The sequence below is a fragment of the Streptomyces sp. NPDC000345 genome, assembly GCF_042898825.1.
GTDB lineage: Bacteria > Actinomycetota > Actinomycetes > Streptomycetales > Streptomycetaceae > Streptomyces.
In genome coordinates, this window is record NZ_JBIAZE010000004.1 from 185114 (window position 1) to 201009 (window position 15896).

The following is a 15896-nucleotide window of genomic DNA, read 5'->3' on the forward strand; positions in this document are numbered from 1 at the left end:
GGACCGAGACCGAGACCGAGACCGAGATCGAGATCGGGGCCCGGATCGGAACCGGGGCCGGGACCCTGTCCGGGGCCGGGGCCGGGTCCGGGCCTCGGTGGGGCGGTGGCCCGGGGGCGCAGGGCGTTGGTTCGTGGCGTGGACGGTACGTCCGCGCCCCCGCTCGACCGCATCATCCTCCCGCTCGTTCCCCCGCGAGGAGTTCCCGTGCACGGCAATCGCAGAGCCACCCCCGGCGTCCTCACGGCACGGCTCGCCTCCTGCGCCCTGCTGGTCGCGGCGTCCGTTCTCGCCGGATGCGAACGCGGCTCCTCGGGCGACCCGGTGGAGTCCCCGACGGGCCCGGACGGCTGTCCCGCTGTCCACGCCAGGGCGCAGGCCGCCGTCGTCCAGGCAGAGCAGACCGACGTCCCCTGGGGCGGTCCCACCACCGGACCCGCCGCGGTGTCCGGCAGGACCCTCGTCTACGTCGCCCAGACCATGACCAACCCGGGGGTCGCCGGCGCCGCGGGCGGGGTCAGGGAAGCCGCGCGGGTCATCGGCTGGAACGTCCGGGTGATCGACGGCGGAGGCACCCCCGCCGGCATCCAGGCGGCGATGAGCGAGGCCGTTGCCCTTCGGCCCTCGGGCATCGTCATCGGCGGGTTCGACCCCAACTCGACCTCCCGGGAAGTGGCGCGGGCCGTCAAGGCGCGCATCCCGCTCGTCGGCTGGCACGCGCTCGCCGCTCCCGGACCCAGCCGGCGGCCCGAGCTCTTCACCAACGTCACCACCCGCGTCGACGAAGTGGCCGCGATCAGCGCGCAGTGGATCATCGCCCACTCCCACGGCCGCGCCGGGGTCGTCCTCATCACGGACGCCTCGATCCCGTTCGCCAGGCACAAGTCCCAGCTGATCAGGAAGGAGCTCGCCACCTGCTCCGGCGTGAAGCTGCTCGCCTACGAGAACATCCCGATCCCGGACGCGAGCAGCCGTACCCCACGGGAGATCTCCTCGCTCCTCGCCCGTTTCGGGAGCAGGTGGACCCACTCCGTCGCCATCAACGACCTGTACTTCGCCGACGCGGCCCCCGCCTTCCGCGCGGCCGGTGAGAAAGGCTCCGGGCCGCCCTTCAACATCGGCGCGGGCGACGGCGATCCCTCCGCCTTCCAGCGCGTCAACAACCGGCAGTACCAGGCCGCCACCGTGCCCGAACCGCTGTCCCTGCAGGGCTGGCAGATCGTCGACGAGTTCAACCGCGCCTTCTCCGGCCGTCCCGCCAGCGGGTACGTGGCCCCCGTCCACATCGCCACGGCGGAGAACAGCGCCGGCGCCACGACCTGGGACCCGTCGGGCTACCGGGAGACGTACCGGCAGATCTGGGGCAGGTGACCCACGCCGCGACCGCCCGGGCCGTCAGCCCAGCGCCCGGTCCAGGTTGAAGGCCGCGCTGATCAGAGCCAGATGGGTGAACGCCTGCGGGAAGTTGCCCTGTTGCTCTCCGGTCTGGCCGATCTCCTCGGCGTACAGGCCCAGATGGTTGGCGTACGTCAGCATCTTCTCGAAGGCCAGCCGGGCCTCGTCGACACGGCCGGCGTGCACCAGGGCCTCGACGTACCAGAAGGAGCAGATGGAGAACGTGCCCTCGTCGCCGCGCAGCCCGTCGGGGCTGGCCAGCGGGTCGTAGCGGTAGACGAGGGAGTCGGACACCAGGTCCTGGGTCAGCGCGTCGAGCGTGGACAGCCACTTGGGGTCGGTCGGGGCGATGAACTTGGTCAGCGGCATCATCAGCACCGCCGCGTCCAGCACGTCCCCGTCCTCGTGCTGAACGAACGCGCGGCGGTTCACCGACCAGCCGCGGGTGTGGATACGCCGGTAGATGGCGTCGCGGCACTCCTGCCAGCGGGGCAGGTCGGCGGGCAGGCCGCGCCGGTGCGCCATCCGGATGGCCCGCTCGATCGCCACCCAGCACATCAGCCGCGAGTAGAGGAAGTTCTTCCGGCCGCCCCGGGTCTCCCAGATGCCCTCGTCGGGCTGGTCCCAGTGGTCGCACACCCAGTCGACGAGGGCGCACACGTCGTCCCACTGGTCGCTGGAGACGGGCCGCGCCCACTTGTCGTACAGATAGACGGAGTCGATCAGCGCGCCGTAGATGTCGAGCTGGAGCTGCTCCGCGGCGGCGTTGCCGACCCGCACCGGGGCCGACCCGTGGTGGCCCTCCAGATGGGTGAGTTCGGTCTCCGACAGATCCGTGCGCCCGTCGATGCCGTACATGATCTGCAGGGGCCCCGAGGGCCGTCCGTCGCCCGGAGTGATGTGCCGGGTCACGAACTCCATGAACGCCTCGGCCTCGCCGCTGAACCCGAGCCGCAGCAGCGCGTACACACAGAAGGCGGCGTCCCGTACCCAGACGTAGCGGTAGTCCCAGTTCCGCCCGCCACCCAGCTGTTCGGGCAGGCTCGTGGTCGGAGCCGCGACGATCGCCCCGGTGGGCGCGTAGGTGAGCAGCTTCAGGGTGAGGGCGGAGCGGTGCACCATCTCCCGCCAGCGGCCCCGGTACCTGGATGCCGCCAGCCAGCGCCGCCAGTACGCCACCGTCGCGGTGAACTGCTCGTCCGCCTCGGTGTGCGCGCACCGGCGCGGTGCCACCTCGCCGCCGAGCTGGTCGAGGGCGAACACCGCCGACTCGCCCTCGGAGAGCTTGAAGTCCGCGCACACGTCCGGCCCGTCGGTCTCCAGCGGCACCGTGGAGGTCAGCGAGAGGGTCAGCCCCTCGGAGGCGAAGACCGCCAGGTCGTCGTCCCGGCGCAGGGTGTGCGGGCGGGCGCCGTAGTCGAACCGCGGCGCCACCCGGGTGCGGAACGGGACGGAGCCGCGTACGCACACCACCCGCCGGATCAGCCGGTGGCGCTCGGCCTCGGCGGCCCCGCCGGTCACCGGCATGAAGTCCTGCACCTCGCCCACCCCGTCCTCGGTGAAGAAGCGGGTGATCAGGACATTGGTGTCGGGGAAGTAGAACTGTTTGGTGCGGGCGGGGACCGACGCCGCCAGCTGGAAGGATCCGCCGCGCTCGGCGTCCAGGATCGAACCGAAGACGCTCGGGGAGTCGAAGGCGGGGCAGCAGTACCAGTCGATCGTGCCGTCCGTGCCCACCAGGGCCACACTGCGCAGGTCGCCGATGAGGCCGTGCTCGGCGATCGGCAGATAGCGGCCGCCCGCGGGCGTGAACCGGTCGCTCGACGCATCGGTCATCGCAGCCTCCCTGGCCCGACCGCACTGGCGAGACCTCCAGCCTAGGCGGCATCGGCCCCGGGGGCCCGGGAACGGGCTCCCCGACGTGCGCGGGATCAGCTCTCCGGCAGCCAGTCGTCCAGGGCGTCGATGAGGCGGTCGAGTGCGGGCTCCTCGCCGGAGCGGTCCGTCGTGACCGTACGGCCGTCGAACCGGAGCGTGTACTGGAACATGTCGGCCGCCCCCGTGTCCCTCGTGAACGAGGGGACGTCCGCCAGCTCCGGATCCCCGAGCAGCGTGCGCAGTTTCCTGAACTGGGCCACCGTCGTACGGCGCACCTCGGACCCGCCCCTGTCGGTGACGCGCACGGTGCCGTCGCCCCGCAGGACCACCTCCTGGCCGACCCCGGCGAAGCCCCCGGTGACGGCCATGGTCACCAGCTTCTGATCCGGGCCGGTGACGGGCACGGGCGTGGGGCTCGCGGACGCCGGGGCCGAGGGGGACGGGGAGGCCGGGGGAGACACCGTGGGCGGGGCTGAGGCGGAGGGAGAGGCGACGGGGGAGGAGGGTGTCGTCGAGACCGCCGTGGCCGCCGGCCCCTGCGTGCCACCGCCGCTTCCACCGTCCTTGCCCTCCGCGCCGCCTCCGGAGGAACACCCGGCCAGGGCCAGCACACCCGCCGCGCACACCGCCACCGTCGCGGCCGTCCCCCTGGCCGGCGTCATGGTCCCCCCTCGAGCGTCGACAGCTGAACGAACGTCACATCAGCGTGCCATGGGACGGATCGCGCCGCGAGAGCCGCGACGGTCCAGCCACCGGACGTGCCTCACACCTCGTGCGGAGCGAAGAGTTCCAGATGGCCGCAGGCACGGCAGCGGTGGGCGTCTATCCGGAAGCGGGGCCGGCCGAAGCGTTTGGCGTTGCCCAGGATGCCCCGCTGCAGCGGTCCGGGGATCCACCGGGCGTATCCCCGGGAGTGATCGCCGGAGTCCTCGACGAATCCCGGCTCCAGGTCGAAGCCCTGGCACTGCGAGCATCTGATCTCCATGCCCGCACTGTAGAAGCACACCGGGGGAGCCGGTGAGCCCCGCCCCCGGCCGGGGCGGGGCGGCCGTCACCCGATGTCGACCACCCGCGCCCAGTCGGGCGGGGAGTCCGGTACGTGGTCCGGGTTGTTCTCCCGCCAGGAGCGGGCCCGCCGCCGGGGGAAGAGACCCACGACCGTACGGCACGGAGGACGCGAGGCGGGCCAGGGCGTCTGGCCGTCCGTCAGGACCACGACCACGTCGGGCCCGGGCTGCGCCCGGAGCGCTCTGGCGAAGCCCGTGCGCAGATCCGTACCCCCGCCGCCCATCAGCGGAATGCCCTCGCCCTGGCACAGGGGGTGCACGATCCGGGCGGCCGCGTCGCACGGCAGCACGGTGACCAGGTCGCGCCGGCCGCCCACGGCCCGGGAGATCGCGGCGACCTCCAAGAGCGCGCTGCCCAGTTCGGCGTCGCTGACCGACCCGGAGGTGTCGATGATCACGGACACCCGGGGCGGCCGCCGCCGCAGGCTCGGCAGGACGACACCGGGCACCCCGGCCGAGCGCCGCGACGGCCGGCCGTACGAGTAGTCCTCACCCGCGCCCGCGCCGGAGGCGGCCGACCGGACCGCCGCCCCCAGCAACTCGCGCCAGGGCTGCGGCGGATGGAACGCCTCCTCGGCCCACCGCCGCCACCGCTCGGGCACGTGCCCCGGCCGCCCGTCGATGCCCTGCGCCACCCGGAAGCGGACCGCGTCGCGTTCCTGCTCGCTCAGTCCGTGCGCGCCGTCGGGACCCAGGTCCCACTCCCGCTCCAGCCCGTCGGCTCCGCTGCCGCAGTCCAGCCAGGCCAGGTCCTGTGTGTCCAGCCGCAGGCTGAAGGAGCGCAGGTACTCCTCCATCAGCCGGCCCTCGGGCAGTTTCAGGGTCTGCGGGCCGACGGCGCCCGAGGGCCGGACCAGCCCCTCGCCGTACGCGTCGTCGTTGATCTCGCAGTCCGCCGCGATGTTCATCCGCAGCCGTTCGCCCGGGCCGGTCAGGCCGCGTTCGCGGGCCACCCGGTCGCTGCGCCCATGGTGGTCGCGCAGCAGGTGGGACACCTCGTGCACCCAGACCGCCGCCAGTTCCTCCACCGGCATCCGGTCGACGAACGGCGGTGAGACATAGCACCGCCAGTGCCGGTCGACGGCCATCGTCAGCACCCGCCGCGACTCCACGACGTGCAGGGCGAACAGCGCGGTCGCCAGACAGGGCCGGGCCCGGACGGCGTGCAGCCGGGCGGTGAACAGCTTGTCGCGGTCCAGGGGAGCCCTCGCGTCCTCGCCCCTGGTGCCGTCGCCCCTGGTGTCCTCGCCCCTCGTGTCCTCGGTCATCGGCCGGCCCTCCGTCATGCGTGCGTGGCGGCCGCCGACCGGTCCGCGGCCCGGGCGGCCGACCGGTCCGCCCGACGGGACAGCGAGACCACTCCGGCGAGCTGCTCGATCGACTCCGGCACGTCCCACTCCTCGCGCCGCAGCGAGGCGAGGGTCGTCGCGGGGACGACCACCAGGTCCGGCGCCCCGGTCTCCACCGCCCGCACCAGCAGCGCCCACGCCGCGTCCCAGCGGGCCTTGTCCGGACGCTCGCGGACCGCGGCCACCACCCCGTCGAGCACGGCCTGCCGCAGATCCCCGCGCTCCGGCAGTTCGGCGCCCGCCGGGTCGGCGAGCAGCAGCTCGGGGTCCGGGAGGTCCAGCCGGTCCAGACTCGCCAGCAGTTCCAGCCCGGGACCGTCCCCCACTGTGCCCCTGACCAGCAACGACAGCACGTCCCGGGACGAACCGGCGGCCGTAGCGAACGCGATCAGGTGCAGGGTCGTCTCCCAGCTGCGGGGCGACGGCCAGGCGCCGCCGCGCCGTGTCTCACCGCTGGGCAGCCGGTGGACGAGCCCGGGGCGGGCGGTGAGAAACCCGCACACGGCACGGCGGGCGAAGTCCACGGCCTGGGTCAGCCGCCCCGCGTCGAGCCGGGGCAGGGTCGCCCGCGGCCAGGTCCCGCCGAGGCCGCGTACGACGACGTCGTGGTCGTGGGTCCACTGGAGGTGCACGAACCGGTTGGCCAGCGGAGGGCTCAGCTCCCAGCCGTCGGCCGCGGAGGACCGCGGGTTGGCGGCGGCCACGATGCGCACCCCGGGTGGCAGCCGCAGGGCGCCGATCCGTCGCTCCAGCACGAGGCGGAGCAGCGCGGCCTGGACCGCCGGGGGAGCGGTGGACAGCTCGTCGAGGAACAGCAGTCCACGGCCGGCCCGCACCAGGCGTACGGCCCAGTCCGGCGGGGCCAACGGGACGCCCTGCTCGGCGGGATCGTCCCCGACGACCGGCAGCCCCGAGAAGTCCGACGGTTCGTGCACGCTCGCGATGACCGTGGTCAGCGGCAGGTCGAGGGCCGCGGCGAGCTGGGTCAGGGCCGCGGTCTTGCCGATGCCCGGCTCGCCCCACAGCAACACGGGCAGGTCGGCCGCCACGGCCAGTGTCAGGGCCTCCAGCTGGGTGTCGGGGCGCGGTTCGGTGCCGGCTTCGCGCAGCAGGGCCAACAGGTCTCCGGCGACGTCGAGTCGGGAGGCGCGGTCCGCGACGGTGGCGGTCCCGGGCGTGGGGGAAGGGGTGCACGTGGTCATGTGTGATCACCTTTGGGTCGGGGTGAGCCGAGTGAGGGAACGGGAAGGGGGAGGGCCCTCGGGTCAGCGAGGGCTGGAGTGGCGCGGATGCGAGCGCAGATGACGGGGACGCCGGTCCTCGGGCCGGACGCGGGTGGGTCCGGGCCCCGCGAGACCCGCCCGGTACAGCCCGTAGGTGACGCGCCGCAGCGCGGCCGCCTCCAGGGCCTCCCGCAGAGCGCCGTCGCGCAGCAGGGCCTCGGGGCCCAGCAGGCCCTCGACCACCGCCAGCGCACCGGAGACGTCACCGTGGTTCAGGCGTTCGCGGACGCCGTCGAGGCAGTCGGGACGCCGGTGCGCCTGGTCGATGGCCCGCAGGCAGGGCAGGGGAGTGCCGGTCAGCGCCGCCAGGAGTTCCTCCCGGCGGATCTCGTCCGGGGCGTGGTCCAGCGCGGACAGGACGCCGTCGACGAGGCCGATCCGGTGCCGGGCTCCGCGGCACTCCACCAGCCGCGGCTGTCCGGGCGGGTCCGCGCTCCGCGAAGGGGCGGCGTGAGAGCGGCCCGGCACCAGCGCGGAGGCGACCAGGGGGTGCAGCCGGTCGGTGTCGATCGCGCCGGCGCGCAGCAGTTCCAGGTCGGGAAGCACCCAGGTGGCCGCGTCGGGCAGGACCGGCAGCGCGGAGACACCGCCACCGGTGGGCGCCCCGGTGATCCGAGGGGTGGGCGGCCCGCCACCCACCCCTCCGTCGGCCGGCTCCAGGGCCAGCCGGTGGCGGCTCCCGAGCCGTACGAGAACGGTGCCCGTGCCGCTCGGCCACCCTTCGGCGTCGAGCAGGATCGCCGCCTCGGCGGCCCACCGGTCGACGGCACAGCCGTACTCCGGCGGCACCAGCTCGTGTGCCGCCCCGCAGTCCTGGCCGGTCCCCGACCGGGCGCGCAGTTCGTCCGTCCGGCGCGCGTCCCACAGATGCCGGTGCAGGTCGAGCCGGAAGCGCCGGTTGGGGCAGGGATGCGGGTGGTGCCGGGCGCCGTCCGCCGCGTGGGACCCGTCCCACACCGCGAGGCTGATCCGCTGGCCGGCGTCCGCCCAGGCAGGCGCCGTCCGCACCACGAGATGCAGCGGACGCTCACCGCCCGGTGCGGCGACGCCGTACCGGGCCAGGGAAAGGGTCAGCCCCGGGCGCAGCAGCCCGTCGGGGGCGACCCTCGGCAAGTGCCAGCGCAGCAGGTCGGGAGCCAGATGGCGCAGGTCGGCCCGGAGCCGGGCCGCCAGTTCCCGGCCGTGCGAGCGCGCCACGGAACGCATGGTGAAGTCGACGTCGACGCCTGCGGCGGCACAGGCCCCCGCCCAGTCACCGGTCAGCCGGCGGGCGGTCGCGGTCTCGATCATGGAGGGCGGCACGGCGAACTCGCGCACGCGCCGCCAGAGGGAAAGCCGGGAGATCCCGTTCGCGGTCCGGGTGAGCATCAGCACTCACCTTGCGCGGACGGGACCCCCAATCCGAGAGCAGAGTATGGGGTCATCGCGATGATCGTACGGACCCCCACCGCTGCCCGCCACGTGATTTACGGGGCAGGCAGCAGTCGTCCGTCGGAGGTCACCCCATGCTCTTCGCCCCGTCGAGGGACTCGCGGATGATGTCCGCGTGACCGGCGTGCTGGGCGGTCTCGGCGATGACGTGCAGCAGGACCCGGCGGGCCGACCAGCGTGCGCGCGGCTCGAACCACGGTGCCTTCGGCAGCGGGTGGTCCACGTCCAGACTGGGCAGGGCGGCGACCAGTTCGTCCGTACGGTGCGCCACCTCGGCGTACTCCTTCAGCACGCCCGCCAGCGTCTCGCCGGGCAGCATCCGGAACTGGTCGGCCCGCCGCGCGAAGTCCTCCTCGGTCATGGAGGAGAAGTCCGGCATCGCGGACGGGCCTTCGACGATGAAGTCCGCCCATCCCCGTTCGACCGCGGTGACGTGCTTGACCAGGCCGCCGAGACACAGCTCGCTTGCGGTGGTCCGCTGCCCCGCCTGCTCGTCGGTGAGGTCGCGGGTGGTGAAGCGCAGGAAGTGCCGGTGCTTGGCCAGCGTCTCCAGCAGGTCGGCGCGCTCGCCGGTGATGCTCTGGGCGGGGGTGGTGGAGTCGCTCATGGTCCTCTTCTTCCGTGTAGGCCGTGCCGCGGTCGAGTACCACGTTAGGAGCGATAGAGGTCAGATCATGTCCTAAAGAGGCGGCGTCCGGCTCGCGTCTTCATCGCACCGCCGGCACCGCCTCCGCGCTCGCCCCCCAGGCCGCCGCGCACAGCGCCCGTTCGACCTCGTCGGTGTAGACGGCCGCGGCCAGCCAGGCCCGGGCGAAGCGGTCGAGGTCGGCCGGGAGCAGCCGGCCGAAGGCGTCGCGGGAGCGGTCCGCGGCGGCCGCGTGCAGATCGTCCAGGAGGTCGGCCGCCGTGGCGAGGCCGGCGCGGCGCAGCCGCGCGCCGTCGCCCGCCCCGCTTCCCGGAAAGGCCAGCACCCGGCGGCCCCCGGCCACGGCCTGGTGCACCCGGCGGCGCAGGAGGTGCAGTGGCGCCTCGTCCACGGGGGCGACGGTGGCGGGTGCGGCCGTCGCCGGGGGCAGGTCCGCGTGCTGGAGGCGGTCCAGGCCCAGGTCCACCCGGGCGGTGGGATCGCCGGGGTGCTCGGCGGCGAGCAGCAGGGCCCGCGGAAGCGGACCCGGCGTCAGACGGGCGACGATCCGCAGCCGGCTGCCGCGGGCGGCGGCCAGCAGACGGAGGTTGTCGCGGTAGGGGAGGGCCGGATGGTCGTGGGCCGGGGCGAGCCGCACGGCACGCCCCTCGCAGTCGGCCAGCAGACAGTCGCCGGTGGCCTCACGGACCGTGCCCGCGAGCGTCACGTCGAGGAAGAGCAGATCCTGTCCGCCGCCCAGGGCGCGCGCGACCTGCTCGGCGACGGGAGTCGCCCACAGCCGGCCGAGCGGCTCGGCGTTCCACGCGACGCCGGACGCGCGCACCGCCCGCACCCCCGCCCCCGCGCCGAGCCGGCCGGCCGGGGAGACGGTGGCACCGGAGACCGCGAGCCCCGCGCGCGACAGCTCCCGGTGCGTCAGGGCCGTGTCGCCGATCCGTACGGTCCGGTCGGCGGCGCCCGTCGCCCGGCCCGCTCCGCCCGGCGCCACGTCGGAGACGGTGTGCAGCCGGCCCTCGGCATCGGCGGTCCAGGTGACCGCGCCCGCGTACCCGGTCGCCGTGAGCACCGGCTCGGAGAACAGCCCGTACAGCCGCAGCGAGCCGTCCGGTGTGTACGGCTGCCGCACCGTACCGCGCAGGTCGGCGAGTTCGGCGCCGGTGGTGTGCGGGAGACGGTGGGCCACGCCCAGGACCGTGCGCAGGGTGCCGGCGAGGTCGGGGAGGCGGTACGCGGGGTCGGCGGAGCGGGCCGCGCGCACCCCGGTGACCACGGAGACCGCGGCCGCGGCGGCGCGGGGGAGCGCGGCGAGGCGGGCGGTGTGCGCGGCGCGCAGCAACTCCGCCTGGAGCACGGCGCCGGCCCCGTCCGTACCGGCCTCCAGCACGGCGGCCGCCGCCCCGAACACGGCTCGGGCGGCGTCGAGCTGGTCCCGGGAAGGGGGCTCGTCCCCCGGTCGCGGCCCCGGGGGCGTCCCGAGTGCCGTCTCCGGCGAGGCCGCCGCTGCCGGAACCGGGGCGTCCTCCGCTGCCGGAACCGGGGCGTCCTCCGCTGCCGGTACCGGGGCGTCCTCCGCCACCGGTGCCGCGGAGGCCGCCGCCGCGCGGTGCAGACAGTCCGGGGCGAGCAGACAGCCGCAGCGGATGGCGTCCGCGCTGGTCACCGAGCCGCCCGGGGCGTGCAGTTCGAGGTCGGTGTCGTCGTCGACGGCGATGCGGACGGTGTCGCCGTCGCGGACGACGGGACGCGCCACCAGTTTGGCGACGCCCGCGTCCAGCCGCTTGCGCAGCCGGGGCGACAGCGCCTCGACGAGTTCGGCGGTCACGGACGGGGCGACCGGAGGCAGGTCCGGGCCCCGGCGGTCCGGAGCGAGGTCCGGGCTCATGCGATCTTCTCCCCTACCCAGCGGGCGAGTTCGAGCGGACTGAGGGCGGCCACGGGCATGCCTGCGGAGACGAGCTGACCCGCGACCCCCGTGGAGTAACGCGGCCGGCCGGTGTCGTCGAGGCTCGCGCAGCCCAGCACATGGCAGCCCGCGCCGACCAGGGCGCGGACCTCGGCGAGCAGCCCGCCGAGCGGATAGCCCTCCTCGAAGTCGCTGACGACCACGACGAGCGTGCGCGACGGCACGGTCACCAGCTCACGCGCGTGCCGCAGGCCCGCCGCGATGTGCGTACCGCCGCCGACGCTCACCTCCAGCAGCAGCGACAAGGGGTCCTCGACGTGTCCGGTGAGATCGATGACCTCCGTGGAGAAGGCCAGGAAGTGCGTGGACAGGGTCGGCACCCCGGCCAGCACCGAGGCCGTCAGCGCGGCCCACACCGTGGACGCCTCCATGGACCCCGAGACGTCCGTCACCAGGATCAGGCGCCAGTCCGCGGCCCGCCGCGCCCGCGTACGGAACACCGGGCGCTCCGGGACGACCCGGACCGTGCCGTCCGGGCCGCGCCGCGCGGTCGCCAGGTTGGCCCGCAGGGTGCGAGGCAGGTCCAGACCGCCGCCCGGTCGTCTGCTGGGCCGCGGCAGGGCCGTGCCGTGCAGGGCCGGGCGCAGCCGGGTGGCCAGTTCCCGGGTCAGTGCGTCGACCAGCCGCCGTACGAGCGGACGCAGCGCGGCCAGCCGGGCCTCGGGCAGCCCGCCCGCGTGGCGCAGCACGGTGCGCAGCAGATCGACCGAGGGCCGCACGCTGTCCGCGTCCAGCTCCGCCAGCACGTCCTTGCGGCCCGCCGTGGCGGCCGCCGCCAGCACCTCTTCCCGGATGCCCGGCCCGAACAGCGCCGCCAGCTCCTGCGACCACTCCCGCACCCCGGGATACGGCGCCTCCCGGCCACCGCCGGACCCCGCACCCGTCAGATCGCCCCGGCTGCCCTCGCCGCGCCCGCTGCCGTACAGCTCGTCCAGCGCGGTCGCCAACGGGGCCGCGGACGCGGACAGTCGATCCGTGCGTCGGCCCAGGACGAGCCGCCAGCGGTCGGCGGGGACCAGACGACGCTCCTCGCCGTCGGTCTCGCCCGAGCCCGCTCCCGCCCCCTCACTCCCGGCCGAGGGCGTGCGGTCCTTCGCGGTGACGACCGTCGCCGCGCCGTTCTCCGGCGCGGAGAGCAGCCCCAGGGACCGCAGGGCGGCGCGCGCGGCGAGGTCCGCCCGCGCCCAGGCGGCCAGCGCGGCCGGATCGACCCCGCCGGTGTCGGCCACGCGGGTGCCGCCGAGGCGCTCCTCCACGGCCGAGAGGAGGCGGTCGCGGGCCGCGGGACTCAGCGCGTCGAAGCCGCCCCGCAGCGCCGGAAGGCGGTCGAGGAACGCCCGGTCGGGGAGTTCCGACACCCGGCTGAGCAGCGGCTCCAGCGCCTCGCCCGCCGCCTCCAGCAACGGCCCCGCCGCCGTCAGCAGCCCCGTCAGCCGGGCGGCCAGCGCGGACCGCGTGCCGGGGTCGACGGCACCGTCCACCCACGAGGCCACACGGTCACCGAAGGCCCGGGCGTCCTCCTGCCCGAGCAGCACCCGTACGGCCCCGGCGGCGCCCCGCATCAGCGGCGAGCCGTCGGCGGCCAGCCGGGCGAGGGCGTCGGCGAGCCGGATTCCGCCCAACAAATCGGCGCGATGGGCGAGTTCGAGCAGGGCGTGCGCGTCGGCGGGGTCCTCGGACCCGGTCAGCCCGTCCACCTGCCGCACCGCCGCCGCCGTGAGCAGCTCGGCCACGGCGGCCGCCCGCACCGTACGGCCCTCGTCGGCGCCCAGCCCGGCGACATGCCCGGACCGGACCCGGTCCAACAGGGCAAGGCCGGCCAGGAGTTCGGGCAGGGTGCCGGCCTGGGGCAGCACCTCGGCGAGGTCGGCGAGCCGCTCGTCCGCCAGTACGGGCAGACCGCACTCCGCCGCCCGCGCCAGCCCCTCCAGCACCTGTGCGCCCGTCGACCCGCCCTCGCCCCGCTCCGCGCGCCGCCGCTCCCGCAGCACACCCTCCGCGGCCTGGGCGGCGGTGACCCCCCGCACCCCGGCCGCGGTCAGCATCGCCGCGGTCGCCGGCGTCCACCGCACCTCCCAACGGGAGGTCAGCGCCTGCGCACCGCCCGCGGCGGCGACCTCCCTGGCCTCCCCGTACGGCACCCCGCACACCGTCAGCCGGCGCAGCAGCAGTTCACGACGCCGGTCCAGGTCGGACCGCAGCGGGTCGAGCCGCAGATCCCTGGCCGCGCCGGTGCCGCTGTCCGGGCCGGGCAGGCCGAGCTCCCTCACCTCGGCCTCCACCGCCGGGGCGAGACCGCTGCGCGGGGCCCGTGGTGCGGGGCGCCCGGTGCGGTCGCCGACCAGCACCCGTTCCATCGCCCGTGCGACGGCCCGGCCCCGCCCGTAGGGCTCACCCTGCGCGAGCACCGTCTGCACCGCCTCGACCAGCTCACCCCGGCCCGCCGCGGGCAGCCCCCGCAGCCGGGCCAGGTCGGAGGCGAGCCGGGTGATCTCCCGGGCGTCGGCGGGCCCGGACGGATGCCCGAGCCCCCGCAGCTCCGCGCACACCCGCACGGCCGCCCGCGTCAGCGCCTCCTCCAGCGCCGCCGGTTCTCCCGCCGCCCGCAGCACCATGTCCTGCCACTCGGGGTCCCGGATACCGGCCGGATAACCGGACCGCTCGTCCAGCAGGGCGTAGGTGTACGGGATCAGCGAGGTGGTCCACGGGATCCGCCCACCCCCCTCGGCCCCGGCGCCTCCGGCCCCGCCAGGGGCGGTTTCTTCGGCGGTGCCGGGCATGGGGCTCCCGTCGCCGCGCGGGGCGGTTTCTTCGGCGGTGCCGGGCAAGGGGCTCCCGTCGCCGCGCGGGGCGGTTTCTTCGCCGGTCCCCGGTACGGCGCTTCCGTCGACGTCAGGGACGCCATTCTCACCGCCGCCCGGGACGGAGCGTCCGCCCCGCCGCGCCCCGCCCGCGCCGGTCAGCGCCGGTGCGTGGAAGGCGCCGACGAGCACGGCGGCCCGCCGCCCGTCCGCGGTGGCCTCGGCGATCCGCGCCCGCATCCACCGCTCCCGCCGCAGGTCCAGCTCGGGCACCCCGCCCGCGGCGGCCGCGTCCTCCCGCAGGGCCCATCCCGTGAGCAGGGCCGCCCGGCGCAGGGCCTCCGGCGGAGAACCCGGCGCGGTGGCCTCGACGAGCCGGTCCCACAGGTCGTCACCGGGACGGCCCGTCAGCCGGGACCGCAGCGCGGCGGTGAGCCCGAGGGACTCCCCGGGCGCCGTGACTCCGCGCCCCCCGCCCCACGCCCGGTCGGCGAGCGGCAGATCGCAGGCGACGACCGGTACGCCGTGCCGGGCGGCCCACCGCACGGCCGCCAGCTCCGGCGAGAAGTCGGCGAACGGGTAGAAGGCCGGCCCCGCGCCGCCCCGCCCGTCACCGGGCGCGGCGGCGAGCGCGACCGGGGCCCGCGTCTCCTCGTGCCCGAGCCAGGGCAGCCACTCCTGCATCTCGGCCGGCAGCTCGACCAGCACCACGTCCGGCTTCGCCTCGTCGAGCAGCACGGGCACGGCCGCGGCCAGGGACGGCGCGTGGTGCCGTACGCCGATGAGATAGGGCGCGGCCGGATCGGTGAGGGAGGCGAGGGCCTCGTCGGGCGAACCGGGCGCCCTCGTGGCACCGGACCCGCCCGGGGCGGCGACGGAAAGCGACACGGCCGTCAGCCCTCCAGGACCGTACGCAGGTCCCACAGGGTCCGCCAGGTGGCGGAGCCCTGTTCGGCGCGGCGCCGGACGGGACCGTCCCAGTAGCCGCGCAGCCGGGCCGCGTCGGCCGGGTCGTCCTTGCGGACCACGCCGAGCAGATGCCCCGGCAGCAGGCCGAGCACATCACGGTCGCCCGGGAAGTAGGCTGCCGCGAGCCCCAGCGCGCCCGCGACGGACACGGCCTCCGCCGTGCTCATCACCGTGGACGGCCGTTCCACCTCCCAGCCCTCCGCCGAACGGCCCTCGCGCAGGTCCCGGAAGGCGGTGACCAGTGCCTCCAGCACCGCGTCGTCGACCTGGAAGGGCGCCCCGGCCCGCTCCACGGAGGCCCGTGCCTGACTGCGCACCAGCGCGGTCTCCGCGTCGAGGTCCGGAATCGGGCCGACCGTCTCGAAATTGAAGCGGCGCTTGAGGGCCGCGGACATCTCCGAGACGCCCTTGTCGCGCAGGTTCGCGGTGGCGATCAGGTTGAAGCCGGGTGCCGCGTGCGCCAACGCGTCCTCGGTGCCCGCCAGTTCGGGCACGGCGATGCGCCGCTCGGACAGCAGCGACACCAGCGAGTCCTGTACCTCGGGCAGACAGCGCGTGACCTCCTCGACCCGGGCGATGCCGCCCCGGCGCATGGCGGTCAGCACGGGCGAGGGCACCAGCGCCTGCCGGCTGGGGCCCTGCGCCAGCAGCAGGGCGTAGTTCCAGCCGTACTTGAGCTGGTCCTCGGTGGTGCCCGCCGTGCCCTGCACGACCAGGCCGCTGGTGCCGCACACGGCGGCCGACAACAGCTCGGACAGCATGGACTTGGCGGTGCCGGGCTCGCCGACGAGCAGCAGGCCTCGCTCCCCGGCGAGCGTGACGACACACCGCTCGACCAGGGCCCGGTCGCCGACGAGCTTGCCCTCCACGACAAGCCGGCGCGGCACCCCCTCGGGCGCCTCGGCGCCGTCGGGCAGTTTCAGGGCCCGGCCGTCGCTGCCCATGACGAACGTGACGACCGCACGCGGGGTGAGCCGCCAGGCGGGCGGGCGGGGGCCGTCGTCGTACGCGGCGAGGAAGGCCAGTTCGGTGGCGAACCCGTCCTCCGGCGGGACGATCTGACGGGTGGGCTCGGGGGACAGCGTGCTGGTCATCGCGGTCTGTTCTTCCAGGT

The 15896-nt window shown here is 75.5% G+C and carries 11 protein-coding genes; 1 reads left to right on the top strand and 10 read right to left on the bottom strand.

What is annotated here, in order from left to right:
* Positions 1 to 207 precede the first annotated feature (207 nt).
* Entirely contained in the window at positions 208 to 1371 is a 1164-nt protein-coding gene (locus tag ACFY30_RS11120; protein ID WP_390844907.1) for a substrate-binding domain-containing protein, read from the top strand.
* A gap of 24 nt (positions 1372 to 1395) precedes the next feature.
* On the opposite strand, the gene ACFY30_RS11125 is transcribed toward ACFY30_RS11120, so the two are convergent.
* The 10 genes from ACFY30_RS11125 to ACFY30_RS11170 form a co-directional block, all read right to left on the bottom strand.
* The gene (locus ACFY30_RS11125) at positions 1396 to 3231 is read right to left on the bottom strand and encodes a glycoside hydrolase family 15 protein (protein ID WP_390844908.1); all 1836 of its coding nucleotides are present in this window, start codon (positions 3229 to 3231) and stop codon (positions 1396 to 1398) included.
* 95 nt (positions 3232 to 3326) lie between these two features.
* A complete protein-coding gene (locus ACFY30_RS11130; protein ID WP_390844909.1) occupies positions 3327 to 3935 on the bottom strand; it encodes a hypothetical protein in 609 nt (202 codons plus the stop codon).
* Positions 3936 to 4036: 101 nt separating this feature from the next.
* Positions 4037 to 4258, bottom strand: coding sequence for a hypothetical protein (locus ACFY30_RS11135; protein WP_390844910.1), 222 nt, complete (start codon positions 4256 to 4258; stop codon positions 4037 to 4039).
* A 66-nt stretch (positions 4259 to 4324) separates the two neighbouring features.
* Positions 4325 to 5608 carry a VWA-like domain-containing protein gene (locus tag ACFY30_RS11140; RefSeq protein WP_390844911.1) on the bottom strand — a complete coding sequence of 428 codons (1284 nt, stop codon included), beginning with the start codon at positions 5606 to 5608 and terminating at the stop codon, positions 4325 to 4327.
* Positions 5609 to 5622: 14 nt separating this feature from the next.
* Complete coding sequence (locus ACFY30_RS11145; protein ID WP_390844912.1) at positions 5623 to 6891, bottom strand: AAA family ATPase; 1269 nt, start codon at positions 6889 to 6891, stop codon at positions 5623 to 5625.
* A gap of 63 nt (positions 6892 to 6954) precedes the next feature.
* Positions 6955 to 8340, bottom strand: a complete 1386-nt coding sequence (locus tag ACFY30_RS11150; RefSeq protein ID WP_390844913.1) for a hypothetical protein — start codon at positions 8338 to 8340, stop codon at positions 6955 to 6957.
* A gap of 130 nt (positions 8341 to 8470) precedes the next feature.
* The gene (locus ACFY30_RS11155) at positions 8471 to 9010 is read right to left on the bottom strand and encodes a DinB family protein (protein WP_390844914.1); all 540 of its coding nucleotides are present in this window, start codon (positions 9008 to 9010) and stop codon (positions 8471 to 8473) included.
* A 100-nt stretch (positions 9011 to 9110) separates the two neighbouring features.
* Positions 9111 to 10931 carry a hypothetical protein gene (locus ACFY30_RS11160; RefSeq protein WP_390844915.1) on the bottom strand — a complete coding sequence of 607 codons (1821 nt, stop codon included), beginning with the start codon at positions 10929 to 10931 and terminating at the stop codon, positions 9111 to 9113.
* Positions 10928 to 14701 (bottom strand): DUF5682 family protein, encoded by a 3774-nt coding sequence (locus ACFY30_RS11165; RefSeq protein ID WP_390844916.1) that lies wholly within the window; start codon positions 14699 to 14701, stop codon positions 10928 to 10930. The genes ACFY30_RS11160 and ACFY30_RS11165 overlap by 4 nt, the downstream gene beginning before the upstream one ends.
* A gap of 5 nt (positions 14702 to 14706) precedes the next feature.
* Positions 14707 to 15876, bottom strand: a complete 1170-nt coding sequence (locus tag ACFY30_RS11170) for an AAA family ATPase (RefSeq protein ID WP_390845272.1) — start codon at positions 15874 to 15876, stop codon at positions 14707 to 14709.
* Between the last annotated feature and the right edge of the window lie 20 nt (positions 15877 to 15896).